General features: G+C 62.5%; 21 protein-coding genes. 7 read left to right on the top strand and 14 right to left on the bottom strand.

The window, feature by feature from the left end; genetic code table 11:
* The first annotated feature begins 39 nt into the window (after positions 1-39).
* Complete coding sequence (gene trhO / locus DEVEQU_RS01305) at positions 40-1,077, top strand: oxygen-dependent tRNA uridine(34) hydroxylase TrhO (protein ID WP_223214064.1); 1,038 nt, start codon at positions 40-42, stop codon at positions 1,075-1,077.
* 83 nt (positions 1,078-1,160) lie between these two features.
* A complete protein-coding gene (locus tag DEVEQU_RS01300; RefSeq protein ID WP_126148748.1) occupies positions 1,161-2,099 on the top strand; it encodes a LysR family transcriptional regulator in 939 nt (312 codons plus the stop codon).
* Between the two features lie 95 nt (positions 2,100-2,194).
* Here the strand turns inward: DEVEQU_RS01300 and DEVEQU_RS01295 are convergent, their stop codons facing one another.
* From DEVEQU_RS01295 to DEVEQU_RS01270, 6 genes are all read right to left on the bottom strand, one after another.
* The gene (locus tag DEVEQU_RS01295; protein WP_126148747.1) at positions 2,195-3,250 is read right to left on the bottom strand and encodes an ABC transporter ATP-binding protein; all 1,056 of its coding nucleotides are present in this window, start codon (positions 3,248-3,250) and stop codon (positions 2,195-2,197) included.
* Positions 3,251-3,263: 13 nt separating this feature from the next.
* Entirely contained in the window at positions 3,264-4,343 is a 1,080-nt protein-coding gene (locus DEVEQU_RS01290) for a Gfo/Idh/MocA family protein (protein WP_126148746.1), read from the bottom strand.
* A 5-nt stretch (positions 4,344-4,348) separates the two neighbouring features.
* Positions 4,349-5,356 carry a Gfo/Idh/MocA family protein gene (locus DEVEQU_RS01285; protein ID WP_126148745.1) on the bottom strand — a complete coding sequence of 336 codons (1,008 nt, stop codon included), beginning with the start codon at positions 5,354-5,356 and terminating at the stop codon, positions 4,349-4,351.
* Positions 5,357-5,424: 68 nt separating this feature from the next.
* Positions 5,425-6,252, bottom strand: coding sequence for a carbohydrate ABC transporter permease (locus DEVEQU_RS01280; RefSeq protein ID WP_386849545.1), 828 nt, complete (start codon positions 6,250-6,252; stop codon positions 5,425-5,427).
* A 49-nt stretch (positions 6,253-6,301) separates the two neighbouring features.
* Entirely contained in the window at positions 6,302-7,249 is a 948-nt protein-coding gene (locus DEVEQU_RS01275; RefSeq protein ID WP_126148743.1) for a carbohydrate ABC transporter permease, read from the bottom strand.
* A gap of 14 nt (positions 7,250-7,263) precedes the next feature.
* Positions 7,264-8,559 (bottom strand): ABC transporter substrate-binding protein, encoded by a 1,296-nt coding sequence (locus DEVEQU_RS01270; RefSeq protein WP_126148742.1) that lies wholly within the window; start codon positions 8,557-8,559, stop codon positions 7,264-7,266.
* A gap of 394 nt (positions 8,560-8,953) precedes the next feature.
* On the opposite strand from DEVEQU_RS01270, the gene DEVEQU_RS01265 reads away from it, so the two are divergent.
* The 3 genes from DEVEQU_RS01265 to DEVEQU_RS01255 all read left to right on the top strand — a co-directional run bounded on the left by DEVEQU_RS01265 (position 8,954) and on the right by DEVEQU_RS01255 (position 13,976).
* Entirely contained in the window at positions 8,954-9,880 is a 927-nt protein-coding gene (locus tag DEVEQU_RS01265; RefSeq protein ID WP_126148741.1) for a LysR family transcriptional regulator, read from the top strand.
* A gap of 64 nt (positions 9,881-9,944) precedes the next feature.
* Positions 9,945-12,860: an FAD-binding and (Fe-S)-binding domain-containing protein gene (locus DEVEQU_RS01260; protein WP_126148740.1), complete on the top strand. Its 2,916-nt coding sequence runs from the start codon at positions 9,945-9,947 to the stop codon at positions 12,858-12,860.
* Positions 12,861-13,088: 228 nt separating this feature from the next.
* Positions 13,089-13,976, top strand: a complete 888-nt coding sequence (locus DEVEQU_RS01255; RefSeq protein ID WP_126148739.1) for a hypothetical protein — start codon at positions 13,089-13,091, stop codon at positions 13,974-13,976.
* Positions 13,977-14,140: 164 nt separating this feature from the next.
* On the opposite strand, the gene truB is transcribed toward DEVEQU_RS01255, so the two are convergent.
* From truB to DEVEQU_RS01235, 4 genes are all read right to left on the bottom strand, one after another.
* Complete coding sequence (gene truB, locus DEVEQU_RS01250; RefSeq protein ID WP_126148738.1) at positions 14,141-15,049, bottom strand: tRNA pseudouridine(55) synthase TruB; 909 nt, start codon at positions 15,047-15,049, stop codon at positions 14,141-14,143.
* 2 nt (positions 15,050-15,051) lie between these two features.
* Positions 15,052-15,459 carry a 30S ribosome-binding factor RbfA gene (gene rbfA / locus DEVEQU_RS01245; RefSeq protein ID WP_126148737.1) on the bottom strand — a complete coding sequence of 136 codons (408 nt, stop codon included), beginning with the start codon at positions 15,457-15,459 and terminating at the stop codon, positions 15,052-15,054.
* A 33-nt stretch (positions 15,460-15,492) separates the two neighbouring features.
* The gene (locus DEVEQU_RS01240; RefSeq protein WP_126148736.1) at positions 15,493-16,158 is read right to left on the bottom strand and encodes a hypothetical protein; all 666 of its coding nucleotides are present in this window, start codon (positions 16,156-16,158) and stop codon (positions 15,493-15,495) included.
* Between the two features lie 176 nt (positions 16,159-16,334).
* Positions 16,335-17,354 (bottom strand): 2-hydroxyacid dehydrogenase, encoded by a 1,020-nt coding sequence (locus DEVEQU_RS01235; protein WP_126148735.1) that lies wholly within the window; start codon positions 17,352-17,354, stop codon positions 16,335-16,337.
* Between DEVEQU_RS01235 and DEVEQU_RS01230 the strand changes: the two genes are divergently transcribed.
* Positions 17,323-18,021 (top strand): SH3 domain-containing protein, encoded by a 699-nt coding sequence (locus DEVEQU_RS01230; protein ID WP_223214063.1) that lies wholly within the window; start codon positions 17,323-17,325, stop codon positions 18,019-18,021. The genes DEVEQU_RS01235 and DEVEQU_RS01230 overlap by 32 nt on opposite strands.
* An 87-nt stretch (positions 18,022-18,108) precedes the next feature.
* On the opposite strand, the gene DEVEQU_RS01225 is transcribed toward DEVEQU_RS01230, so the two are convergent.
* Entirely contained in the window at positions 18,109-18,741 is a 633-nt protein-coding gene (locus DEVEQU_RS01225) for a LolA family protein (RefSeq protein WP_126148734.1), read from the bottom strand.
* Between the two features lie 118 nt (positions 18,742-18,859).
* Between DEVEQU_RS01225 and DEVEQU_RS01220 the strand changes: the two genes are divergently transcribed.
* The gene (locus DEVEQU_RS01220; RefSeq protein WP_126148733.1) at positions 18,860-19,165 is read left to right on the top strand and encodes a hypothetical protein; all 306 of its coding nucleotides are present in this window, start codon (positions 18,860-18,862) and stop codon (positions 19,163-19,165) included.
* Positions 19,166-19,171: 6 nt separating this feature from the next.
* On the opposite strand, the gene DEVEQU_RS01215 is transcribed toward DEVEQU_RS01220, so the two are convergent.
* From DEVEQU_RS01215 to DEVEQU_RS01205, 3 genes are all read right to left on the bottom strand, one after another.
* Positions 19,172-20,845, bottom strand: coding sequence for a glycoside hydrolase family 3 protein (locus DEVEQU_RS01215; protein WP_126148732.1), 1,674 nt, complete (start codon positions 20,843-20,845; stop codon positions 19,172-19,174).
* A gap of 168 nt (positions 20,846-21,013) precedes the next feature.
* Positions 21,014-23,866: a translation initiation factor IF-2 gene (gene infB, locus DEVEQU_RS01210; RefSeq protein WP_126148731.1), complete on the bottom strand. Its 2,853-nt coding sequence runs from the start codon at positions 23,864-23,866 to the stop codon at positions 21,014-21,016.
* A 6-nt stretch (positions 23,867-23,872) separates the two neighbouring features.
* Entirely contained in the window at positions 23,873-24,544 is a 672-nt protein-coding gene (locus tag DEVEQU_RS01205; RefSeq protein ID WP_164550193.1) for an RNA-binding protein, read from the bottom strand.
* Positions 24,545-24,561 lie beyond the last annotated feature (17 nt).

The following is a 24,561-nucleotide window of genomic DNA, read 5'->3' as shown; positions in this document are numbered from 1 at the left end:
CCGTGACGCCGGATGCGGTCTTTGATATGAGCGAGGCAAATGACAGCGCACAGCTCAACTTCGATGACCAATCTGCCCCAGCCCGATCATCCATACAAGGTGATGGCGGTCTATAAATTTGCACCTTTGCCGGATGTGGAAAGCCTCAAGGCGCCATTGGCCGCGTTCTGTTGCGCAAGGGAGATCAAAGGCACGCTCATCCTGGCCCCCGAGGGGATCAACGGCACCGTGTCCGGTTCGCCCCAGGCCATAGAGGCACTCGCCGATTTTCTGTTCGTGTCCGGCCCCTTCGGTACGCGGCTCGCCGGAGCAGAGGTAAAGTATTCCTACGCCGATACGGCCCCCTTCCTGCGCATGAAGGTACGGCTCAAGCCGGAGATCGTGACCTTGCGGGCGCCGCAGGTCGACCCCAACCGCCAAGTGGGCACCTATGTCGAGCCGGAGGACTGGAATGCGCTGATCGAGCGCAACGACGTTGTCCTGGTCGATACGCGCAATGATTATGAGGTCGGGATCGGCACGTTTCAGCGGGCGCTAGACCCCAATACGCAGAGCTTTGTCGAGTTCAAGGACTTCGTGGCCAAGAACCTCGATCCCAAGCGCGACAAGAAGGTCGCCATGTTCTGCACCGGCGGCATCCGCTGCGAAAAGGCCTCCTCCTACATGCTCAGCCAAGGCTTTGAAGAGGTGTTTCACCTCAAGGGCGGCATTCTGAAATATCTCGAAGTGGTGCCGGAGACGGAAAGCCGATTTTCGGGCGAATGCTTCGTCTTCGACGAGCGGGTCTCGGTCGGCCATGGCCTCGAACTGGGTCAGGCCACGCTCTGCCGTGCCTGCCGTCATCCCCTGACCGCGGCGGACCGGCAGCACCAGCACTATGTCGAGGGCGTTTCCTGCGCCTATTGCGCCGATGACAGCGACAAGCATCAGGCCGCCGCCGAACGGCAGCGGCAGATGGACCTGGCCCGGCAACGCGGTCGCGCCCATATGGGCGACGCCGTTGCCGATGACGCTGCCCGCGCGCGCGCCGAAAAAATCGAACGCGCCGAACAGTCGCGACTGGCCAATAAGGGCTAGGCTTGCGTCAGTTGACGTATCGACAGGTCCTATCGACCAAGCGATAACTTGGCCAATAGCCGACCTTTGCATAAGCCTTTCCTATGGACCTCGACCAGCTCCGCACCTTTGATCGTATCGTCCGCGACCAGTCCTTCACCAAGGCTGCAGCGCATCTCAACATCACTCAGGCGACCGCCTCGATGCGAATCAGGGCGCTGGAGCAATTGCTGGGCGTCCAGTTGTTCGTGCGTGGACGGTTGGTGACGCTGACCGACCAGGGCATGACCTTCCTGCCCTATGCGCGGCGCATCATCGGTACGGCGCAGGAGGGACGTGAGGCCCTGCGTCGGGTGGAACGGGGCCGGGTGTCGATCGCTTCGCTGCGCACGCTGGTCTCGCCGCTGATCACCGAAAGCCTCATCCGCTTTCAGGAGAAATACCCAGCGGTGGATGTGGTGGTGCGCGAGGGCCGGCAGGCGCAGATCGCTGCCATGCTGCATGAGCGCGAAGTGGAAATGGGCATATTGTGCTGGCCCAATATCGATCCCCTTGTGGTCGATTTGGAGCCGTTGGTCATCATGCGCGAGCGCGTGCCGCTGGTGGTTTCAGCCGAAATCGCGGCGAAGCTGCCGCCCAAACCGAGTATCGAGGAGGTGCTGGCGCTGGTGCCCCGCGTCATCGCCCTGCGCTGGTGGCAGGCCGACCCGGAGACTGCGGCGGCTCTAGTGCGTCTCGCCAAGACCAGCGTCGAATTGCCGACCGGCCCCGCACGACGCCTGGCGCTCAAGGGTGAAGGTCTGGGCTTCTTCGTCAACTCCGCCGTGTCCAACGACGTCAGGGCCGAGCGGCTGGTCGAGATCGCGCCGACCGATTTCGAACCGCTGCACCGCGACACTGCCATGGTGGTGCGCAATCTGGCAGCGCTCGAACGACCGATGTTGGCCGACTTCATTCGCGAAATCGCGGTGGAGTGCGCGCAGATGGGCGAGATCATCGACAACCGCCTTGATGTCGTAGCGCCCTCCAAGACGCAGGCATAGGCTTTTCGCTCTACTGGCCAGTTCCCGACGCAAAACGGCAGCGCCGCATGGGCACTGCCGTTGGATCACTTGCGCGGGTCTATAGCGCGCAGCACCTAGCGGATAGCGTTGCCCTGAGCGTCGAACACATGGGCCTTGGCCGGATCGACATAGGCGGCAAGGGTGGCACCGATCTCGACGGGGCGCTGGCCCTCGAGCACCACAGTCATGGCCTGTCCATCACTGGTGGTTGCATAGACAACGGTCTGGCCGCCTAGATTTTCAACCAGATCCACCCGCAGATCCGCGAATTTGACGCCGCTGGCTTCGTTCAGACTGATGTGTTCGGGGCGAATGCCGAGCGTGGTGGCGCCGGTCACGTCGCGGCCCAAAGATGTCAGCGTGCCCGCGGTTCGGATGGCGCCGTTCTCCACCGTGGCGGTGAGAAAATTCATCTTGGGCGAGCCGATGAAGCCGGCGACGAACAGGTTGCGCGGATTGTTGTAGAGGTCGAGCGGAGCGCCCACCTGCTCGATGATACCGCTGCGCAGAACCACGATCTTGTCGGCCATGGTCATGGCCTCGACCTGGTCGTGGGTCACATAGATCATGGTGTTGCCGAGATCATTGTGCAGCTTGGCGATTTCCACGCGCATGGCGACGCGCAGTTCGGCATCGAGATTGGAGAGCGGCTCGTCGAAGAGGAAGATCTTCGGTTCGCGCACGATGGCGCGCCCGATGGCGACGCGCTGGCGCTGGCCGCCGGACAACTGCTTGGGCTTACGCTTGAGCAGGGGCTCGATCTTGAGGATCTCGGCGGCCTTCTGCACCCGTTTTTCGATCTCCGCCTTGGGCATCTTGGCGGTTTCGAGGCTGAAAGCCAGGTTCTGGTGGACGCTCATATGCGGATAGAGCGCATAGGATTGGAACACCATGGCGATGCCGCGCTTGGCCGCTGGCACGTCGTTCATGCGCTGACCATCGATCAGCAGATCGCCACCGCTAATGGGCTCGAGACCGGCGATCATCCGCAACAGGGTAGACTTGCCGCAGCCCGAAGGGCCGACGAAGACGGTGAACTCACCCGGCTCGATCCTGAGATCGACGCCATGGATGACAGCGACATCGCCATAGGCCTTCTGGAGCTTGTTGAGTTCGATGCTGGTCGCCATGGTTATCTCCTCTTTACCGGAACGCTGCCGGTACCCAGCTCTCGTAGAGCGGATGGTCTGGTCCAAGGGGTAGCACGACTTCCTGGTGCGTGGACGAAGAATGATAAAAGGCCGTCACCAATTCCAGGGCACGGCGCGAATCCTGGCTGGTGACCGGCAAGGGGGCGTCGTGGACCAGCGCGTCGTAGAAGCGCGCCATCTGGGTCTGGAAGCGCGAGGGCACGTGCTGCCAATCGGCCAGCAGGGCGTCGATCCTGGATTTGACCTCGTCATTGCGCGGCAGAATCTTCCATAGGGCATTGCCCGGATTATAGGGCGCGTGATCACTTTCGATGGTCACGTGCTCGAACTGCAGGCGGATGCGGGTGATCTCGTCGACAGAACCCAGCGTGGCGGTGAAGCTGGCCAGCGCGCCGCTCTGCATTTCGATGGAGGCCGAGATGCAGTCTTCCACCTCGATCGGATTGACCCTTGTGGCGACGCGCCCAAAGACACGGGCGATATCGCCCATGAGATAGGTGAAGATATCGTGCGGATGGATGGCGTGGCCCATCAGGACGCCGCCCAATTCGGTCTTCCACTTGCCGCGCCAGGGCACGGCATAATAGGGGGCCTCGCGGCGCCAGAAGGTCTCGACCGTCCCGACATAGGGCTTTCCGGCGATGCCGGCATCGATGATGGCCTTGGCCTGCTCGATACCGTCGCCGAAGCGGTACTGGAACACCGGCATCAGCTTTCCGGAGGCCTGCCTCTCGGCGGCAATGACGGCGTCCACATCCTTGAGCGACCCGACCAGCGGCTTTTCGCAGACCACATTCTTGCCAGCGCGCAGGCTGTCCACCACCATGGAGAGATGCGCGCCTGGCGGGGTGCAGACATCGATGATGTCGATGTCGTCCATGCTCAGAAGATCGGCGAAATCGGTGATGCGGCGCTCGACACCGAATTCTGCGCCAACCTCATCCAGACGTTCCTGGTTGAGGTCGCAAAGCGCGACAACCTTGAACCTGTCGGCATTGGGCAGGTAGCCTTCCACGATATGGGAGCGGCCGATACCGCAGCCGACGACGGCGACGTTCAAAATGCGGCTCATCGTTCTTACTCCCTGCCCTGTTCGGCAATAGCCTGGGCGGTCAGTGCCATCTTCATGGCATTGTAGCAGCGTTCCTGCGGCATCGCCGTTTCGGTGCGGTTACGCACGTCGTCGAGGAACTGGCGGCCGAAGGGCATGTCGACCTTGGAGCAGTCGATATGCTGGACACCCTTCTTGTCGACGAGGAAGAGGTGGTTGTCGCCGGTCCGGCCGGCGATATCGACATATTTGCGCAGCTCGATATAGCCCTCTGTACCCAAAATGGTCAGGCGCCCGTCGCCCCAGGTCGGCAGCCCCTCGGGGGTGAACCAGTCGACACGGATATAGCCGGTGGTCCCAGCGGTGCGCACATGGGCATCGCCCACATCCTGCAGGCCCGGACGGTTGGGATGGTTACGATTGTGCACATTGGCAGAAACCACTTCGCCGTCCATGGCACCGGAGAAGAACAGGAACTGCTCGAACTGGTGGCTGGCGATATCACACAGAATGCCGCCATAGCGATTGCGGGTGAAGAACCAATCCGGACGATTGTTGAGCCGCAGTGAATGGGGTCCCAGGCCGACGGTGTTGACCACCTGGCCGATGGCGCCCTGGGCAATGAGATTGCCGGCCTCGACGGCGGCCGGGACCTCGAAATGCTCTGAATAGAGCACCGAGAAGATGCGCCCGGTTTCCTTCTGTACACGCTTGATCTCTTCAAGCTGGGCGAAGGTGGTCATGCCGGGCTTGTCGGTCAACACGTCCTTGCCGGCCCGCATGGCTGCAAGGCAAATATCGGCGCGATCGGCCGGAATGGCGGCAGTGGTGACGACCTGGATCGAGGCATCTTCGAGAATTTCGCGGGGATCGGCAACGCGCCGGGCCTCGGGATATTTGTCGCCAAAGGTTTTTGCCAGGTCGTCCTCAACAGCATGGAAGGCCATGAAGCTGGCACCGGCGCGCTTCAGGCAATCCACCTGGCCGTAGATATGGGCGTGATTGATGCCGATGGCGGCAAATTTGATCGTCATTTCAGCAGAATATCCTGGTCGTCGCTGGTGAGCGGAGCGCGGCATGACCCGCACTCCGCATTTTGGAGTTAGCGCTTCATGCCGGTGGTCGCGATGCCTTCGATCAGAAGGCGCTGGAACAACAGGAAGAAGACGAAGATCGGGACAAGGCTCAGCACGCTCATGGCGAACATGCCGCCATAATCGGACATGCCGGTATTGTCGGTGAAGGTGCGCAGGCCCAGCATGACGGTGTATTGGCGCAGATCGCTGAGATAGATCAGCGGGCCAAAGAAATCGTCCCAGGTCCAGATGAAGGTGAAGATCGCAGCCGTAGCCAGAACCGGCATGGAGAGCGGAAGGATGATCTTCCAATAGATGCGCCAGGGTCCCGCCCCGTCCATGCGCGCCGCCTCATCGAGCTCCTTGGGCAGGCCGCGGAAGAACTGCACCATGAGGAAGATGAAGAAGGCATCGGCGGCGAGGAATTTCGGCACCACCAAGGGCAATATGGTGTTCACCCAACCGAGGTTGAGGAAGAACACATATTGGGGAATGAGCGTCACCTGATAGGGCAGCATCAGCGTCATCAGCATCATGGCGAACCAGAAGCGGCGGCCGGCAAATTCCAGCCGGGCGAAGGCATAGGCGGCCAGCGAGCAGGCCACGACATTGCCGATCACCGACAGGATCGAGATGACAAAGGAGTTGATGAACAACTGCCCGAAGCCAACACGCAGACCATTCCAGCCGCGAATGTAGGAATCCACGCTCCAATTGGCGGAGGGCAGCACCGACACGCCGGAGGTGAAGATCTCGTTTTCCGGGCGGAACGATGCGGCCAGCAGCCAGAGCAGCGGATAGAGCATCACGATCGATGCCCCGACCAGCAGCACATGGGCGATGATCGACATCATTTTGCGGCGGGTCGGCGACGAGCCGGTGACCACGGTCAGGCGCTCTGCATCAGTCGTCATAGTGCACCCAGAATTTGCTGGTCAGGAAGGAGAAGGCGGTGAAGGCGGCGACAATTGCCAGCAGCACCCAGGCCAGCGCGGAGGCATAGCCCATGCGGAAGAAGCCGAATGCCTCGTTGTAGAGATAGAGCGTATAGAACAGCGTCGAATTGATCGGCCCGCCGGTACCGCCCGAAATGATGAAGGACGGGGTGAAGCTCTTGAAGGCCTCGATGGTCTGGATGATGGCGTTGAAGAACACCACCGGGGTCAGCATGGGCAGGGTGATCTTCCAGAACTGGCGCCATTTGCTGGCCCCATCGAGACTGGCGGCCTCGTACATATCCTGCGGAATCTGTCGCAGGCCGGCGAGGAAAATGATCATGGGCGAGCCGAACTGCCAGACGGCAAGAATGATCAGCGTCCACAGCGACGTGTTGGGATTGGAAATCCAGCTCGGGCCCTGAATGCCAAAATTGGCGAGCAGCTGGTTGACCAGGCCATTGCCGGCAAAGATCTGCCGCCAGAGGATGGCAATGGCCACCGAGGCGCCGAGAAGGCTGGGCAGGTAGAACAGCGCCCGATAGATCGAAAGGCCCCTCATACCGCGATTGAGCAGCAGTGCGACGCCGAGAGCGAAAGCCAGCTTGAGCGGCACCGAGAAGATCACGAAGGTGAAGGTCACCCGCATGGAAGCGACGAACTTCGGATCATTGGTGAACATGCGCATATAGTTGTCGAGGCCGGCCCAGCGCGGAGCGGTGAGCAGGTCGAAATGCGTGAAGCTCAGATAGAATGAAGTGAGGATCGGCCCGATGGTCAGGCCGAGAAAGCCGATGAGCCAGGGCAGAAGGAAGAGGTAGCCCGGGGCATGGTTTTGCCACACCCCGGACCAGAAGGATGGAGGGGCCACGCGGCCGGCTCCGGTGGAAGCACTGTTGTCGACCTGCGTGGCCATAGTCGTATCCTGGATCAGCTGGCGCGCTGCAGGATGGCAGTGGCTTCGGAAACGAAGTACTGGCCAGCGTCTTCCGGCGAACGAGCACCGAAAGCCACTTCCTGGCTGAGAACGCGCAGCAGCGAGATGTCGATTTCACCAGCGGCGGCCGGCGGCGGCGGCGGCAGCGGCCCAAGCAGATCACCGAGATTGGCGACGAAGTTAAGGGCGATCTGGTTCTGTTCGTCGAGGCCAGGCGCCACGGCTTCACGTGTCTTGTCGATGCAGGGAATGCCACGTTCCACGCCCAGGACTTCGGCAGCGCCGAGATCGTTGACGAAGAAGCTCAGATACTGGGCGGCCAGTTCCTTGTTGGCAGAGGAGCCGCCGACTGAGAAGAACATGGACGGCTTGCGGTAGTGACCGCCACCGACGCCGGGCGCGATGCGCGGATAGTTGGTGATGGTCAGCGGATCGGTCATCAGCGTCTGGAAGGCGACGAGCTGGTTGGAGTTGGACGGCATCATCGCCGCCTTGCCCATAACCACCATGGTCGTTTCCAGCGGCCCGTTGGTGTCGAGCGCCTGATCTTCGGCGCTGACGCAGATGCCGTCATTGCGGAAGCCCTGCCAGAGGGTGAACCACTCGATGACCGCATCGGCATCGAAGCCGAGCTTGCCATCGGCCGTGTAGAGCGCCAGGCCCTTCTGGCGCAGCCAGTTGTCGAGCATGGGCTCGGAGCCCGAGCCATCGGCAATGATCTTCATGCCGCCCCGGATATTGGCGGCCTTGAACGCTTCGCCCTTTTCGCGAATTTCGTCATAGGTGGTGTCGCGGTTCGGCGCTTCGACGCCGGCTTCCTCGAAAGCGGCGATATTGACCAGCTGAGCCACAGAGTTGGCGCCGAGCGAAATACCATAGAGCTTGCCATCGACCTTGCCGCCTTCGAGCTGGTCGGCATCGAAGCCGTCGAGCTTGAGGGCACCACCGACAAACTCGTCCAGCGGAGCAATGGCACCGCGCTTGGCGTATTCGACGATATAGCGATAGTCCATCTGCACGATGTCAGGGGCATTGCCGCCAGCGGTTTCGGTGGCGAGCTTGGGCCAGTAGTCACCCCAGCCGAGGAAGCTGCTATCGACGGTGTTGCCGGTGGCAGCCTTGAACAGGTCGTTGACACCATAGGTGCGGTCGGCACGGTTCTGGCCGCCCCAGAAGAACTGCCGCAGGGTGGCGTTCTGCGCCCATGCCGGGCCCATGCCGACAGCCCCTGCAGCCAGCATGGCTGAAGAGCCCATCAGAAACTGACGACGATCAAGACGTAGAGTCATAGTTTGGTCCTCCCAAAACAATCCGGACCCGCCTGGGACCCGGTTTTCTCGCATAGCGGCCTCCCCGCCGCTAAATCACCGATTGGTTACCAGAAAGCCTATGACTAGACAACCTTGTCGCGCGAGTTCCTGCGCAAGTGGCTGATTGACGCCCTGCTTAAATAACCAGTCAGTTACGCTCTTAACACGGGAGATTTGGGTCGAGCAACTATCTTGTATGGAAGATTGAGGCAGTCATCATCGCTGCCCACCTCGCCCGCCTATCCCTGTCCGGCATGTTGTGTGGCGAGACTGGCGGATTTTTTCCAAAGAGAGAACTACGAAATGTCGCGCTTTCTATAGATTTTTTCTATGGTCACTGGCCTTAGCTCTGCCGCAAACCGAAAGGAATGACATGGACAAGCTTCTTACCCAGTTCATCGCCGTGGCCGATGCCGGTTCGCTGAGCGGAGCGGCCACCGCGCTGCTGCTCACTCAGCCGACGCTGACCTTCAACATGCACAAGCTGGAAGAGAGCATCGGCGTGCCGCTGTTCGAGCGCTCCTCGCGCGGCGTCCGCCTTACCCGCTACGGCGAAACGCTTTATGAAAATGCCCGGCTGATGCAGAGGCTCTATGACAATACGCTGGCCATGATCGACGACCAGCGGCGTGGCGCCGAGCAGGGTCTGTCGATCGGCACCGGTTATTCCTGGTGGCAGCTGTTTCTCAAGGACATGATCCTCGACTATCAGCGGGAATTTCCCGGTTCGCCCGTGCAGGTGAGCTTGGGACATCAGTTTCGACTGCTGGACCAGCTGCTCTCCGGCGACATCTCATTGTTTCTCGGGCACGAGACGCAGGAGCTCAATGCCGCCGTGGCCACTGAATTCATTCCGCTGACGACTGTGCATAACGGCTATTTTGTACGCGCCGGCCATCCCCTGCTCGGTCGACCCTGTGCGCGGGAGGAGGTCGAGCGCTTCTCCATCGTCACCAGCACCCCGCCGGAAAGCCGGCACGAGCGGTTTTTCGATCCCAATCGTTGGCGCGCTCGGATGAAGGCCCTGTTCGACCAGACCGACTTTACTTTCGGCTCCAATTCCCTGGCGGCCTGCATAGATTACACACTGGCCACCGACGCGGTGCTGCCCCACTCCCATGTCATCAGCGATCACCTGCAAAAGCAGGGACTGCTTCAGCTCGAGGTCGTCGACGAGATGACCAGATTCACCGCCGGCGTTCATGTGTTGAGCGAGCGACGCAGCGAAGCACGCATCGAAGCGTTGATCGCGCGGATCATGCAGGCGGCAGCGGTGGTGTTGCCACCGCCGGAACGCTGAGCAGTTTCGCCACATGGAGCGAGAAGCCCTTCGCAGACATTGCCTAACATGTTAGTAGACAAGCATGCAGCAAGCCGTTCTCACCTCGATCCAGCCCAAGGCTCCCGCCCCCGACCGCCAGGCCGCCGGGGAGCGCGTCGCCCATCGCCTCAAAGCCAGTGTTTCGGGCGCCATTCACACCGATCCGCTGATGACCTATGCTTGGAGCGGCGATGCCAGTTCCTACCGGCTGATTCCGGCCGTGGTGGTCTTCGTCAACTCCGAGGATGATGTGCGTGCCGTGTTCCAGGCAGCCCGTGCCGAGGGACTGCCGATAACCTTCCGGGCCGCCGGCACCTCGCTGTCCGGCCAGGCCGTCACCGATGGCGTGCTGGCCGTGCTCGGGGATGGCTGGCGCAAGCTGACCATCCATCCGGGGGCCGAGAAGATCACTCTTGGACCGGCCGTCATCGTCGCCGAGGCCAACCGCGCGCTGAAGAAATTTGACCGTAAGATTGGGCCAGATCCGGCGAGCCAGGCGACCTGCAAGATCGGCGGCGTGGTCAACAACAATTCCTCGGGCATGTGCTGCGGGGTAGCGCAGAACACGTACCACACCATGGCGCGGCTCAGGATCGTCCTGACCGACGGCACCATGCTGGACTCCGGCGACGCAGAGAGCGTTGCCGCCTTCCGCAAGAGCCATGCCGAGATGCTCGACCAGTTGCAGGCACTGCATCGCGCCGTCATGGATGATGCGGAACTGGTGGCGCTGATCCGGCACAAATACCGCATCAAGAACACGGTGGGCTATTCGCTCAACGCTCTGGTCGACTATCACGATCCTCTCGATATTCTTATCCATCTGATGGTGGGCTCGGAAGGCACGCTCGGCTTCGTCTCCGAGGTGACCTACAACACGGTGCCCGAACACCCCTTCAAGGCCACCGGGCTTATCCCCTTTCCCGATCCGCAGGCCGCCGGGCGCGCCATCATCGAAATGGCCAATGGCGGCGTGCAGGTGACCACCGGAGTGACCGCGGCCGAATATATCGAGCGGCGCGCATTGGCCACGGTCGAGCACCTCTCGCCCATGGTGCCTTTACTGCCTTGGCTGACCGAGACTTCGCCGGCCGTGCTGATCGACGTCACCGCTCCCGACGCCGAGACGCTGGCGCGCGAAGTCGCCAAGACCGCTGCGCTGCTGGCGCGCCACGGCGCCACCCATATCGATCTGTCCACCGACGAGCATCGCAGCCACGAGCTGTGGGATATCCGCAAGGGCTTCTTCACCTCCGCCGGTGCAGCGCGTCCCAAGGGCAGCATCATGCTGACTGAGGACGTGGCGGCACCGATTGAAAAACTGGCCGATTTTGTTGTCGACTTGCGCAGCATGCTCGATGAGCACGGCTATCCCGATGCGGTAATATTCGGCCACGCATTGGCGGGCAATCTGCATTTCCAGATGGGCGACGATTTCACCAAGCCGGGTGCCGCTGAAAAATTCGACGCGTTCAATCGCGCGCTCTCCGATCTCGTATCGCTACGCTATGGCGGTTCGCTCAAGGCCGAGCACGGCACCGGCCGCGCCATCGCACCCTTCGTCGAAGCCGAATGGGGCGCCAAGGCCTATGGCATCATGCAGGCGATCAAGGCGGCTTTCGACCCCGAGCGACTGCTCAATCCAGGCGTCTTGCTCAACGACGATCCCAAGATCCACGTCAAGAACCTCAAGGTCATGCCGCTGGCCGACGAGATCGTCGATCTGTGCATCGAATGCGGGTTTTGCGAGCCGGCCTGTCCCAGCCACCACATGACGCTGACGCCGCGCCAGCGCATTGCCGTGACGCGCGAGCGCGCTCGCCTCAAGCAGACCGGCGAGGACCCGGCGCGGCTGGCGCGCTTCGAGGCCGATTTCCAATATGCCGGGATGGATACCTGCGCTGCCTGCAACCTCTGCTCTCTGCGCTGCCCGGTGGGTATCGAGACCGGCACCATGATCCTGGGCGAGCGCGCCAGGCGCCGGGGCGACACCGCCCGTTCGGTCGCCCATTTCGTGGCCGACCATCGCGGCGCCGTCGAGTCGATGATGCGCGGTGGGGTGGCGGTGGCCGATATGGCCCGCAAAGTCGTGCCTGCCCCTGCCGTCGAAGCGATCACCGATACAGCGCGACGGTTGACGGGGCGACATGTACCGCGCGTGTCACGAGCGCTACACCATGGCCCCGGCACGCCCAAAGCAAAGGACAACCGTCAGGACCCGCGCAAAAGCGGCTTCCCGGTGCCAATCGCTCAAACCGGGCGGCCATCGGTGGTCTATTTCCCGGCCTGCCCCAGTCGCATGTTCGGTGCGCCCGAAACTCACCACCAGCTGTTGCCAACCAACCAGGCCATGGTGACGCTGCTGGAACGCGCCGGGTTTGACGTGATCATCCCCGAGCAACTCAATGGCCAATGCTGTGGCCAGCCTTTCCAGTCCAAGGGCTTTCCGCAGGAAGCCGAGAAGGTCGGTGGGATGCTGATGGCGCAGCTGAACGATCTTTCGGTCGATGGCGCCTTGCCGGTGGTCACCGATGCGTCGACCTGCGCCAAGCATTTGCAGGCGGTGTCGGGCTCGGCCGAGGTCAGCGATTCCGCGCAGTTCCTGGTCGAGCAGGTGCTACCCAATCTCAGCATCACCCAGAAGCTGAAAATTGTTGCTGTGCACCACAATTGCTCGGCGCAGCGCCTCGGCGAACAGCCGGCGACGGAAGCCATTGCCCGCGCCTGTGCCGAGGAGATCGCGGTGCTGACCTCGGTCACGTGCTGTGGCTATGCCGGAGACAAGGGCCTGTTCCTGCCCGAGCTCAACCAGCATGCAACGCGGCGCGTGCGCGACGACATTCCGCCAGGGTGCGAGTTGGGCGTCTCCACCGTTTCGACCTGCGCCTCGGGGCTGACCGAACGCGCAGACCTGCCCTTTGTGGGTCTGGCCAGCCTTCTGGAATGGGCCAGCCGCTGAGCCCCTGCGGCACCAAAGCCAGCGGCGGAGGCGCACAGCCTTCGCCGCCAATCTGCCGCAATCGGAACAAAATCCCATCGGGCCCGTTGTCTGACCACTTGCGTCACTCAACAGAGGCTCTTCCCATGAACTCCATCATCTATCTTGTCGGCCTGGTCGTTATCGTCATGGCCATCCTGTCGTTCATCGGTCTCGCTTGAGCCATTAGCAACAAGGACAGGTATCACCATGACGATCGAACATCCCTCCGGCATTGCCGTTATCGAGGCTAGCGCAGCCAGTGATCGCGAAAAGTCTAGCTATGTGGATTGGCCCGCCATCATCGCCGGCGTGGTCTTTGCCAGCGCCATTTCCATTCTCTTCATCAGCTTCGGCTCCGCCATCGGGCTCAACATGGTGGGCTTCCATGCCCGCGAAGGCGCTCCGGCGGTGCTGATCGGTGTTGCTGCCGCCAGCTGGTTCCTCTGGGTGCAGGTCTCCAGCTTCATGGCCGGCGGTTACCTCACCGGTCGCCTGCGTCGACGCAATTTCGACGCTACTGAAGACGAGAGCGATGTGCGCGATGGCGCCCATGGCCTGCTCGTTTGGGCTGGTGCCATGATTGTTGGTGCCGTGCTGGCTGTCAGCGGCGTGGGTGCCATTGCCAATGCGGTGGGCAGCGCTGCCGCTACCGCCACGGTTGCTGCCTCCAATGCCGTTGAAGACGCTGTCGACCCCAATGCCTATTTTGTCGACACGCTGTTCCGCGCCAACCAGCCGGTAGACGCCACGCTTGCCCGCGACGAGGCCGGCCGCATTTTCGCCCAAGCCGCGCTTGGCGATGGCAGCATCAATGCCGACGACCGCGCCTATCTCGCCAATGTTGTGGCCGCCAATACTGGCCTGACGCCGGAAGAGGCCCAGGCCCGCGTCGACCAGGTTGCCGCCAATGTCGCCACTGCCCGTCAGCAAGCCGTCGAGGCTGCCCGCATTGCCCGCAACACGGCTATTATCGCCGCCTTCCTCCTCGCCGCCTCTTCGCTGGTTTCGGCCATCGGTGCTTATTGGGCAGCCCAGAAGGGTGGCAATCACCGCGACGAAAACAGCGTCTTCACCGACGTCTTCCGCCGCTTCTGATCCGATAAGAAAGAGGAGAATTCCATGTTCAAAGGACTTGCACTCTGGCTTCTCGGCGTGCCGATCTGGCTGATCATCATCATCTTCCTGGTCACCTGACCGGAGCAAAAAATCGGGGTCCAATCGGGCCCCGTTTTTATTGACGACGATGCTGTGCCGAAAGGTTAGAGATTGAAGACCCGGCGCGGGTGGAATTGCCCGAAGGCCACCGACCCCGTGGCAACCACCTTGCCCTTGAAGCTGGCCCAGCAATCATCGAGAGCCAGTGGCGCGCCGGCGCCGGTCAGCAGCACCGCATTGCCATGGCCGACGGCTGTCGCCTGCACGGGATCGAGCCGAATTTCTGGCAGATTGGCGAAACCGGATGCGACAGGTGCAAGGAGCGCGTCGCGCGCCAGACCGGCTTCTGCCGCTGCCAATTGTTCGATGGTCACGGCGATGGCGTCGGTAAATGGCCCCACCGCAGCGCGATGGAGGCTGGTGACATGGCCCCTTGTGCCAAGCGCTTCGGCGATATCGCGCGCCAGTGCTCGCACATAGGTGCCCTTGCCGCAGGTCACCTCGAGAATGCTCTGCACCGTATCGTGGGAGACGAGCGCGATGGCGTCGATATCGATCGGCCGCTCAGCCAGTTCGACGATTTCACCGGCGCGCGCCAGGTCATAGGCACGCTCGCCATCGACCTTGATCGCCGAAAACGCCGGAGGACGCTGCATGATGGTGCCGGTAAAGCGCGGCAGCACCGCTTCCAGGTCGGCCTGCTCAGGGCGGTGGTCGGAAGTGGCGATCACCTCGCCTTCGGCATCGTCGGTGCTGGTGGCGCTGCCCCATTGAATGGCGAAGCGGTAGATTTTTGTACCATCCTGCACCTGCGGCACGGCCTTGGTAGCCTCACCGAGAGCGATGGGGAGGATGCCGGTGGCCAGCGGGTCGAGTGTACCGGCATGGCCTGCCTTGGCAGCGGAAAACAGCCAGCGGACCTTGCCCACCGCCTGGGTGGAGGTCATGTCATAGGGCTTTGACAGCACCACCCACCCGGAGATGGGGCGCTTTTTGGATCTGGGCTGCGTCACTGTCAGTCTTCGCCGTTCTCGTCTTCATCGAGGTCGCGCTTGACGCGATCCGAGCGCAGCAGGGCATCGATACGGCCAGCCTCCTCGAACGTCTCATCGACGAAGAAGCGGAATTCGGGCGCATATTTGAGGTCGATTTGCGGGGCAATACGACCCCGGATGAATTTGCGGTGACGGTTGAGCGCCGCCACGATTTCATCAGCATGGCTGCCGCCCAGCGGCATTACATAGGCATTGGCGAGCTTGAGATCGGGCGTCATGCGCACTTCAGGGACGGTCAGGACCGTGCCGCGCAGGGCGTCGTCCTCGATTTCGCCGCGAGCGAACAACGCCGCCAATGCATGGCGGACCAGTTCCCCCACGCGCAGCATACGCTGGCTGGGGCCGGTGGATGGGTTATCTCTTTTCATGGGCCAGCGGCTTAGGGCCTTGCCGGGCCGCCGTCAATCCACGACCGCGAGACTGGCATCGGTCTTGAACTGGGCAACGCGGGCTTCGACGGTCTGTACGTCCACCGGCCAGCTGGTGGGATCAGCGGGATCGAAGGCAGTTCCCTGCCATTCCTGGAACACCACACCCAGCCCGTTCGGTGATTTGAGGAAGCCCATGACCATGACTTCGCCCTTGCCGCGATAGCCGGGCAATGCGTCCAGGAAACCGCCACAGACGAAGCCAAGCGGCGGCAAGTGGTCGGCTCCATCTGGCTCGAGCTGGAAGAAGCCAGTCAGGCCTGGCTTGCAGGTGGTGGCGAAGGCATCAATGGCAGCATCGCGATAGTCGACGAGCGCTGTCGAGGCATCGTCGAGAATACGGGCGCCATAGCGCTTGGTCCAGAAACCTTCGCCCTCGCCCTTGGGATAGAGGCTGACGGCGGCTTGGCCATCAAGCGTCACGTAATTGGTATCGATCAACGCCGAGAGGCCGTCCCGCTCGCGCCAGGCCGGGTCGACCCAATCGGGCATGGGCAAAGCGAGTTGATGGCCCAGCGCTTCGAGCACCAGATGGCCGTTTGCCTCGCTGATCGGCGCCGCATCGCCTTCGGCGGCAAACGTCGCGGCCGGCGTCACCAGACCGAGCAGGACAATCAGGGGCAGAACGTTCAAACGCAACAAGGGGCTCTCCTCGAACCGGACCGCGGCGCTCGCCGTGCCGCAACAATGAGACCGGATGCTTCGCCCCCACGATTCCAGCCTTGGCCGACGATTAGGAGGGATGGGCCAGCCATGCAAGGAAAACAGATGTCGCAGCCGGCGAAGCCATTTCACTTGCGGAATTACTGCAACAGTTAGGCGCGCAGGGCACGCGGCAGTGGCGTTTCCGGCAGAATGCGGTGGGGCGGCTGATGCCCGTCCATGAAGGTCCGGATGTTGACGATCACTACCTCGCCCATTTCGATGCGCGCTTCCATCGTGGCTGATGCCATGTGAGCGGTGAGCACGACCTTATTGGCCTCGGCAAGGGCAAGAAGACGCGGATTAATACCGGGCTTGTTCTCGAACACATCGAGCGCGGCGCCAGCCAGGCGACCGGTTTCGATACCCGCGATCAGCGCCGGTTCGTCCACCAGCTCGGGGCGGCTGACATTGACCACATAGGCGCTGGATTTGAGGCGGTTGAGCCGTGCGGCGGAGAGAATGTTCTGGGTGTCGCGGGTCAGCGGCGTATGCAGGGAGACGATGTCGACCGCCTCCAACATGGCGTCGAGATCATGCCAATAGGTGGCACCCAGCGGCTCTTCGACCCCAGGCGGGCGGCGATTGCGCGAATAGTAGTGAATGGCGAGCCCGAAGGCGCGCGCTCGTTGGGCCACGGCAGTGCCAATCCGGCCCATGCCGACGATCCCCAACGCCTTGCCGCGCAGACGATGCCCGAGCATCGAGGTCGGCGACCAACCGGCCCAGGCACGATCGCGCAGCAGCATCTGCGTGCCTTCCACCAGCCGGCGGGGCAAAGCCAGCATCAGCGCCATGGCCATGTCGGCGGTGTCTTCGGTGAGCACGCTGGGCGTATTGGTAACGGTGACACCGGCGGCCCAGGCCGCTTCAAGATCGATATTATCGACGCCATTGCCGAACTGGGCGATGAGCCGCACGCTCTTGGGCAAGCGGGCGATCAGGGCCGCATCGATGCGGTCGGTGATGGTGGAGACCAGAACGTCCTTGCCGGCGAGGCCATCGAGAATGTCTTCGCCGGTCAGGGTGGCATCGCCCTCGTTGACGTCGGTCTCGAACAGGGTTGCCATTCGGGCTTCGATGCTTTGGGGTAGCCGCCGCGTGACCAGGATTTTGGGTTTGCTGGATGTCATGGGCACCGATGGAGCTGGCCGGGGCCGGCACGAAGCCGATCCTTCAGCGACCATTAAGGATCATGCGCTACTGATAGGGCAAATCTTTACCGTCTGCAAAGTGATGTTCGTCCTGCCCGCCCTTCCAGGCCGCGCCGTAGCGCTTTTTTTTCTCGTTCTGGCCCTGAGCACATCCGCTGCGCTGCAGCTTCCGGCTGCGGCTTATGCCCAGACCGAGGGCGCCAGCGGCTTGCCCTTGCCCCGCTTCGTGTCCACCCGCTCGAGCCCGATCAATGTGCGCGTCGGCCCCGGCACCAAATATGACATCGCCTGGAATTTTGTGGTTTCGGGCGTACCGGTGGAAATCATCCAGGAATTCGACACCTGGCGAAAGATTCGAGACGTTGAGGGCGATGAGGGCTGGGTGCACCAGAACCTGCTGATCGGCACCCGCACTGGCTACGCCACTCCGCTGATGGCCAATGGCGAAGTGACCATGCACACCAATCGCGCCGATGACGGCCCGGTCCGCGCGCGTTTGGCGCCTGGGGTCAAGGTCACCATCCACGAATGCGACGGGCAGTGGTGTTCGGTGGCGGCAGGTCAGCCCGGTGAACGCCAGGCCTTTTCCGGTTATGTGCGCCAGGAAGAGCTCTGGGGCGTCTATCCCAACGAAGAATTCGACTGATTGTCCGGTGCCTGCGGTGGCGCCGAAAACACCAAAACCCCCGAGCCTGGCTCGGGGGTTTTGTCGTTTCTCACCGCTTCTTCCCGCTCAGCGGGTCGAGGGATCAAGTCCCTTATAGGTGGCGGGGATGGAGAAGAAGGCGCGGGGAATATCCATGCCCTGCTGCACATCATAGAGCGAGAAGGTCAGCTCCGAGCCGCTTGGCTCCACCAGGCTCCACTGCGCCAATTCCTTGGTATCGACATCGAAGACCAATGACACCTGAACGGTGCCGGCCACGGTCTGGTCGATCACGGTGATGCTGATATAGCCGTCCGAGGTGGTGACATTGACCACATTGGCATTGAGCAGATTGATTTCGCTGCCCAGGAACTGGCGCAACGGAATAGTGTCCTGCGGGTAGGCGTAATAGGTTTCGTCGCGCCGATTGAGCACGTAGAAGCCACGGCCCTGTGAGACGATTTCCTCGCGACTGGGCGGCGCGTAGCGAAAGGCCACCTTGTCGGGGCGCTCCAGAAAGAATGTGCCTTCGGTGCGACCGCCATTGGTGTCGATCTGCAGGAAGCGCCCGGCCATGGTGCGAATGGCGGAATTATGGGCATTGATCTCGGAGATCAATTGCTGCTCCTGCGGGGTCAGCGCGCGATCGAGCGCCAGAGCGGGCACCAGCGGAGCCAGAAATGCGGCGACACCGAGAAGAAGAGCTTGGCGGCGAATCATCTGCGTGATTTCCTCGCATGGATTTAGTGGTCGAAACTAACCTAGGCTGCAATTGCGGCAAGAGGTGGAAAGTTCCCTCGACCGCCTGCTTTGTCTCAACCACATATGGGAAGCCATAATGACGAAATCCATCCCCATCGCGCTCGGCCTGGTCCTGGCCCTGAGCGCTCCGGCTCTCGCCGCGCTGGCGCCGCAATATCAGCGCCAGGCGGAGCTCGAAGCCGTGCTGAGCACAGCCGTCGAGATTTTCGGTATTGCGCGACCGGTAGACGCCGTGCGCTTTGTCGACACCGACAACTACGAAGCCGAGGCCGAAGGCTGCACGCTCGCGCTCAGGATCGTCGATGCGCCGCAGAAGCAGGCCGAGGGCTGGGTCGGCCCCCGCCAGTTCACTGTGGAGGCCGGTGAGCCGGTCTGTCCTTAAAACAGATCAGTAGCGCGCCTGGTCGCTGCCGCAAAAGGCATCGACAGGGCTCTTGCCGACGAACTCTGCCCGCCCGAGCAGAGCCGCGAGCACTGCGGACTGCATGTCCTCGTTTGAGCCATAGGCGTTGACATAGGTGGCGACCCGTGGCGCGTCGTAGAGGTAATAGGGGTAGCCCAGCGACACCATCACAGTTGGCACTTCGTGCCAATAGCGATGCATGGCGCCGAACACGCTGCCGGTCAGCCCCTTCCAGTCAAGGAAGATGCGGCTGCGCGTCAGGAGCGTCTCTTCGGCGAGCAGATAGAGGACGAGATCGTAATCCCTCGCGTCCGCCGACACATCGGACGAAAATTCGGTGACCTCAAAGCCAGCCTGGCGCAGCTTTTCCGGTAGCGACAGTGGCAAGGGTTTTGGGGCGAATGGCTGAACGGCGCCGGTCGAGAACACCAGGACACGCTTGTGGCGAGCCGGGGACAGCGGCAGATTGCCTGCTGTGTCCTTGACCAGGGTGGGAACGCGGGCGGCTGCCTCGCGTGCCACGCGCAGGTTTTCCGGGCTGGCAAGCACGCCACGGGCGCCATCGAGATTGGGTTGAGCGCGATCTTCGCGGTGCAGACCCAATGCGGCCTTGAGCGCCAGCACGCGGGTCACCGCTTCATCGACCCGTTCCTGGCTCAACCGGCCATCGGCGACGGCCTTCACCAGCCGCATCAGATCCGCATTGGGGTCATCGGAAAACAAGATGATGTCGCAGCCGGAAATGACCACTTCGGGCAAGGTCTGGTCGCGCGGCCCCCAATCCCCCAAGCCCGCCATGGGCGTGGCATCGGAGACGATGAGGCCGTTAAAGCCCAGCCTCTCCCGCAGCAGCGTCTGGTTCAGCACCCGGCTCAGCGAGGCGGGGCGGAAGGCCTCGGCGCCGGCCTCGGGGTCGAGCTCGCTCACAAAGGCCGGGAAGGCGATGTGAGCGGACATGACACTGAGCACCCCAGCCTTGATGGCTGAACGATAAAGCCGGCCGAAACTCGCTTCCCATTCCGACAGCGTCAGCGGATTGACCGTGGTAACCAGATGCTGGTCGCGATCGTCAAAACCTTCGCCCGGCCAGTGCTTGACCGTGGCAGCAACGCCGTTTTTCTGGAAAGCGGCGATCTGGGCCAGGGCATGGAGTTCGATCGTATCGACATCGCTGCCATAGGAGCGGGTGCCGACAATGGCGCTGCGCCAGGCCTTGTTGATGTCGATGACCGGCGTGAAGCTCCAGTTGAGGCCGACCGCGCGGGCTTCTTCGGCCATGATGGTAGCGATGGCGGTGGTGGTTTCGACGTCGTCGATGGCCGCAAGGCCCAGCGGGTTGGGCACTTCCGTGCCGAAAGGCAGGCTCATGCGGCTGCCTTCGAGATCGGCACTGACCAGCATCGGTGCCGGACCGACCTGGTCGATCTGCCCCATCAGCTCAATCTCGGCGGCGAGGTCGCCGGAATAAATGCGCGTGATGCCGCCCGGCTTGAAGCTGCGCAACTCATCCAGCGCTTCGTTCGGCGCGGCGCGGGACAGCAGCACGAAGAGCTGAGCCAGCTTGTCGCGCGCCGACAGGGCGTCGCGGGTCTGGTTGACCCAGGCAATGGCCGTCTCGTCGAGATTGAAGGGAGCAGCGGAGAGGTCAATGGCGGCCAAGTCGGGTCCTCCAGAACGCGGATGGTATCGTTTTCGGAGGGATGATTAGCAGAGCCCTGCCGATGCGGCCAACACAGAAACCGCAGATGAGGGCGCCAATGGGGCCAAAACAGAAAGGGTGCGGACCAGCCGCACCCTTTCAAAAGGCGTATCGTTGAGGCCGCTCGATCAGAGCGTGCGCTGCACCGTCTCGACGCGGAAGCATTCGATCTGGTCACCAGCGCGAATGTCTTCGTAGTTTTCGAAGGCCATGCCGCATTCCTGACCGACCTGGACTTCCTTGACTTCATCCTTGAAGCGCTTGAGCGTCTTGAGCTTGCCTTCGTGGATGACGACGTTGTCGCGCAGCAGGCGCACGCCTGCACCGCGTTCCACAATGCCTTCGGTGACTTGACAACCGGCAACCTTGCCGACCTTGGTGATCTGGAAGACTTCCTTGATGGTTGCGTAACCGATGAAGGTCTCGCGACGTTCTGGCTTGAGCAGACCGCTCATCGCGCTCTTCACGTCATCCACGAGGTCGTAGATGATGTTGTAGTAGCGGATTTCGATACCGTCGCGGGTGGCGAGGTCGTTGGCCTGCTTGTTGGCACGGACGTTGAAGCCGATGACGATGGCGTTGGATGCCGAAGCCAGGGTCACGTCGGATTCGGTGATACCGCCAACGCCAGAGAACAGGATCTGAGCCGACACTTCGTCGGTCGAGAGCTTGTTGAGGCTGGCTACGATGGCTTCGACAGAACCCTGCACGTCGCCCTTGATGATCAGCGGGAACTTGGAAATCCCGGCGATCTTGAGCTGGTTCATCATCTGCTCGAGACTGGTGGCACCGCCGCCGGCCGTCTTTTCGCGGATGGCGCGCTGACGATATTCGGTCACTTCGCGGGCACGGGCATCGGTCTCGACCACCGAGAAGCGGTCGCCCGCGCTCGGAACGCCGTTGAAGCCGAGAACCTCGACCGGAACAGACGGGCCGGCTTCCTTGACCTGCTCGCCCTGATCGTTGATCAGCGCGCGCACACGGGCAAACTCGGTGCCGGCGACAACGATATCACCGATCTTGAGCGTGCCACGCTGCACCAGAACCGTTGCCACAGCACCACGACCGCGATCGAGCTTGGCTTCGATCACCAGACCCTCGGCACGGCCATCGCGGGCCACCTTGAGCTCGAGAACTTCGGCCTGCAGCAGGATGGTTTCGAGCAGCTTGTCGAGGCCTTCGCCAGTCTTGGCGGAGACTTCCACGTCGAGCACGTCGCCGCCCATGGTTTCCACGAACACTTCATGCTGCAGCAGTTCGGTGCGCACCTTCTGCGGATCGGCAGAAGGCTTGTCCATCTTGGTGATGGCCACGATGATCGGCACACCAGCAGCCTTGGCATGCTTGATGGACTCGATGGTCTGCGGCATCACGCTGTCGTCCGATGCCACCACGAGGATGGCGATGTCGGTCGCCTGGGCACCACGGGCACGCATGGCGGTGAACGCCTCGTGGCCGGGGGTGTCGAGGAAGGTGATCTTGGCACCATTCTTTTCGACCTGATAAGCGCCGATATGCTGGGTGATGCCGCCGGCTTCGCCGGAGACCACATTGGCATTGCGGATCGCATCAAGCAGGCTGGTCTTGCCGTGGTCGACGTGACCCATAATGGTCACAACCGGCGCACGATCGGTCAGATCCTCGGCCTTGTCGTCGGCCGGGATGTCGTAGAGACCTTCTTCGACGTCGGCTTCCGACACGCGCTTGACGGTGTGACCCAGCTCGGTGGCGATGAGCTCGGCGGTATCGGCGTCGAGCACATCGTTGATCGTGGCCATCTGGCCCTGCTGCATCAGCATCTTGATCACGGTCACGGAACGCTCGGCCATACGATTGGCCAGTTCGGCGACGGTGATCACTTCCGGGATGATGACTTCGCGGCTGAGCTTGGGCGCATCCTGCTGGTTACGACCCATCTTCTTGTCGCGGCGACGACGCATGGCCGCCAGCGAGGGACCACGATCACGATCGTTCTCGGTGGTGGCGCTGGAAACGGTCAGGCGACCGCGTTCGGAGCCATCATCGGCGCGGCGCGTCGGGCGCTCGGGCTGCGCACGGCTGGCGCGGCGGGCATTTTCGAGCTCTGCCGCGGTGGTCGGACGCTGCTGCGGCGCACCGGTGCGAGTACGACGGCCATCTGCCTCGCTCGGCGGAGCGGGCGGCACATTGCCGATCGGCGCCATGCCGGCGCCACTAGGACGACGGTCACCGGTGGGACGACCTGCTGCACCTGCCGGGCGGGCACCAGCTGTGCCGGCGGGGCGACGTTCGCCAGTCGGGCGAGCCCCGGCAGCGCCGCGATCGCCTTCCGGACGACGGTTGTCGGTCGGACGTTCGGGACGCTGCGGGCGAGCCGACTGACCCGGGCGACCGGAAACCGTGCGCACGCTGGAGGGGCCGGGATTACGCTGGCTGGCGGGTACGAATGGTGTACGCGGCGCGGCATCCTGCGGCTCTGGCTCGGGCGTTGGCGCGGGTGCGCTGGCCACCACTGCTTCCTCGGCGCGGCGCGCCTCTTCGGCTTGGCGACGTTCTTCTTCCTGACGAGCGGCTTCCTCGCGCACCTGGCGGCGACGGTTGTCGTCTTCGATGCGGCGCGCCTCTTCAGCGGCGAAACGCTGGCTGTCCTCTGCCTGGCGAGCGCCGGCAAGCGCCAATGCCTGGCGTCGCGCCTCGGCCTCGGCAGCACTCAGGCCCAGAGGTGCACGGTTCTGCTGCTGCATGGGCCGACCCTGGCCGGGACGACCGCCCTGGCCCGGGCGCGTGCCCTGGCTGGACGACCCGCCTGGTCGCGAATTGGTCGGGCTGGCCTGTCCGGCCGGCTTGGGCACCACACGGGTGCGCTTCTCGACCACCACGGTCGAGCGGGAAGGTCCACGAGACATGCCGCCAGGACGATTGCCCAGCGCGGGGCCGCCCTTGAGGGTCAGCGTCTTCTTGGCGCCGGTATCGTCGGAACGCTTGTCGTCGTTATCAGCCATATCGTCCTATCGTCTTTCGTCGTGTTCCGCGGACAAAAGCACACCGTCTACCGCGACGCGGTCGGTGTCATTTTCCATCGGTTGGGCGCTGTATCGGGCCAGCCTTATGGCCTTGTCCAGTGCCGATTGGGCTGCCGCCCCTGTCATGAGGGCAGCATGTATCACATTTTCCAGCCCAAGTGCCAAACCCATTTGCGCACTTGAGAGCAATTCGAAATGCGGCACATCGGGGCCGGAAAGCCCCATTTCGCGCCGCGCATAGTTGAGGGCCCGCAAGGAGCCGGTCATCTTGTTGCGACCATCTTCGGCCGCGTCGGTGGCGGTCAGCAGCGCCAGCACCTGATTGGTCTCGATGGCGCTCTTGACCTTGGAGCCGCCGGAGACGAATTGCCCGGCCTTCTTGGCCATCGAGAGCGCCGAAAGCAGGCGCTGCTCGAGCCGGAGCCGGGTGAGCGCAGCCAGATCCTCGGGCACGCTCACCTGCGCCTTGAGGCTGCGCGCAAAAGCCTTCTTCTTGACGGCTTCTGCCACGGCAGCCTCGCTGAGGCTGATCCAGACGCCGCGCCCTTCGGCGCGCGCATCCACATCCGGAACGATAGTCTCGTCCGGACTGACGACAAAGCGCACGAGATCCTCGACAGGCTTTTCCTGCCGGGTGAGAGCGCAAGTCCTTACCATGTCCACGCGCCGGGCCA

It is taken from the genome of Devosia equisanguinis, from assembly GCF_900631955.1.
In the GTDB taxonomy this organism is placed as follows: Bacteria; Pseudomonadota; Alphaproteobacteria; order Rhizobiales; family Devosiaceae; genus Devosia; species Devosia equisanguinis.
This window is presented reverse-complemented; position numbering and strand designations above follow the sequence as displayed.

Bases quoted from the DNA above. Each gene is read 5' to 3' on its own strand.
- DEVEQU_RS01260 (WP_126148740.1), top strand. From the start codon at position 9,945: ATGCAGCAAGCCGTTCTCACCTCGATCCAGCCCAAGGCTCCCGCCCCC.
- DEVEQU_RS01255 (WP_126148739.1), top strand. From the start codon at position 13,089: ATGACGATCGAACATCCCTCCGGCATTGCCGTTATCGAGGCTAGCGCA.
- DEVEQU_RS01275 (WP_126148743.1), bottom strand. From the start codon at position 7,249: ATGGCCACGCAGGTCGACAACAGTGCTTCCACCGGAGCCGGCCGCGTG.
- rbfA (WP_126148737.1), bottom strand. From the start codon at position 15,459: ATGAAAAGAGATAACCCATCCACCGGCCCCAGCCAGCGTATGCTGCGC.
- DEVEQU_RS01280 (WP_386849545.1), bottom strand. From the start codon at position 6,252: ATGATGTCGATCATCGCCCATGTGCTGCTGGTCGGGGCATCGATCGTG.
- DEVEQU_RS01300 (WP_126148748.1), top strand. From the start codon at position 1,161: ATGGACCTCGACCAGCTCCGCACCTTTGATCGTATCGTCCGCGACCAG.
- DEVEQU_RS01295 (WP_126148747.1), bottom strand. From the start codon at position 3,250: ATGGCGACCAGCATCGAACTCAACAAGCTCCAGAAGGCCTATGGCGAT.
- DEVEQU_RS01270 (WP_126148742.1), bottom strand. From the start codon at position 8,559: ATGACTCTACGTCTTGATCGTCGTCAGTTTCTGATGGGCTCTTCAGCC.
- trhO (WP_223214064.1), top strand. From the start codon at position 40: ATGACAGCGCACAGCTCAACTTCGATGACCAATCTGCCCCAGCCCGAT.
- DEVEQU_RS01290 (WP_126148746.1), bottom strand. From the start codon at position 4,343: ATGAGCCGCATTTTGAACGTCGCCGTCGTCGGCTGCGGTATCGGCCGC.
- DEVEQU_RS01235 (WP_126148735.1), bottom strand. From the start codon at position 17,354: ATGACATCCAGCAAACCCAAAATCCTGGTCACGCGGCGGCTACCCCAA.
- DEVEQU_RS01220 (WP_126148733.1), top strand. From the start codon at position 18,860: ATGACGAAATCCATCCCCATCGCGCTCGGCCTGGTCCTGGCCCTGAGC.
- DEVEQU_RS01265 (WP_126148741.1), top strand. From the start codon at position 8,954: ATGGACAAGCTTCTTACCCAGTTCATCGCCGTGGCCGATGCCGGTTCG.
- DEVEQU_RS01225 (WP_126148734.1), bottom strand. From the start codon at position 18,741: ATGATTCGCCGCCAAGCTCTTCTTCTCGGTGTCGCCGCATTTCTGGCT.
- DEVEQU_RS01205 (WP_164550193.1), bottom strand. From the start codon at position 24,544: ATGGTAAGGACTTGCGCTCTCACCCGGCAGGAAAAGCCTGTCGAGGAT.
- DEVEQU_RS01285 (WP_126148745.1), bottom strand. From the start codon at position 5,356: ATGACGATCAAATTTGCCGCCATCGGCATCAATCACGCCCATATCTAC.
- infB (WP_126148731.1), bottom strand. From the start codon at position 23,866: ATGGCTGATAACGACGACAAGCGTTCCGACGATACCGGCGCCAAGAAG.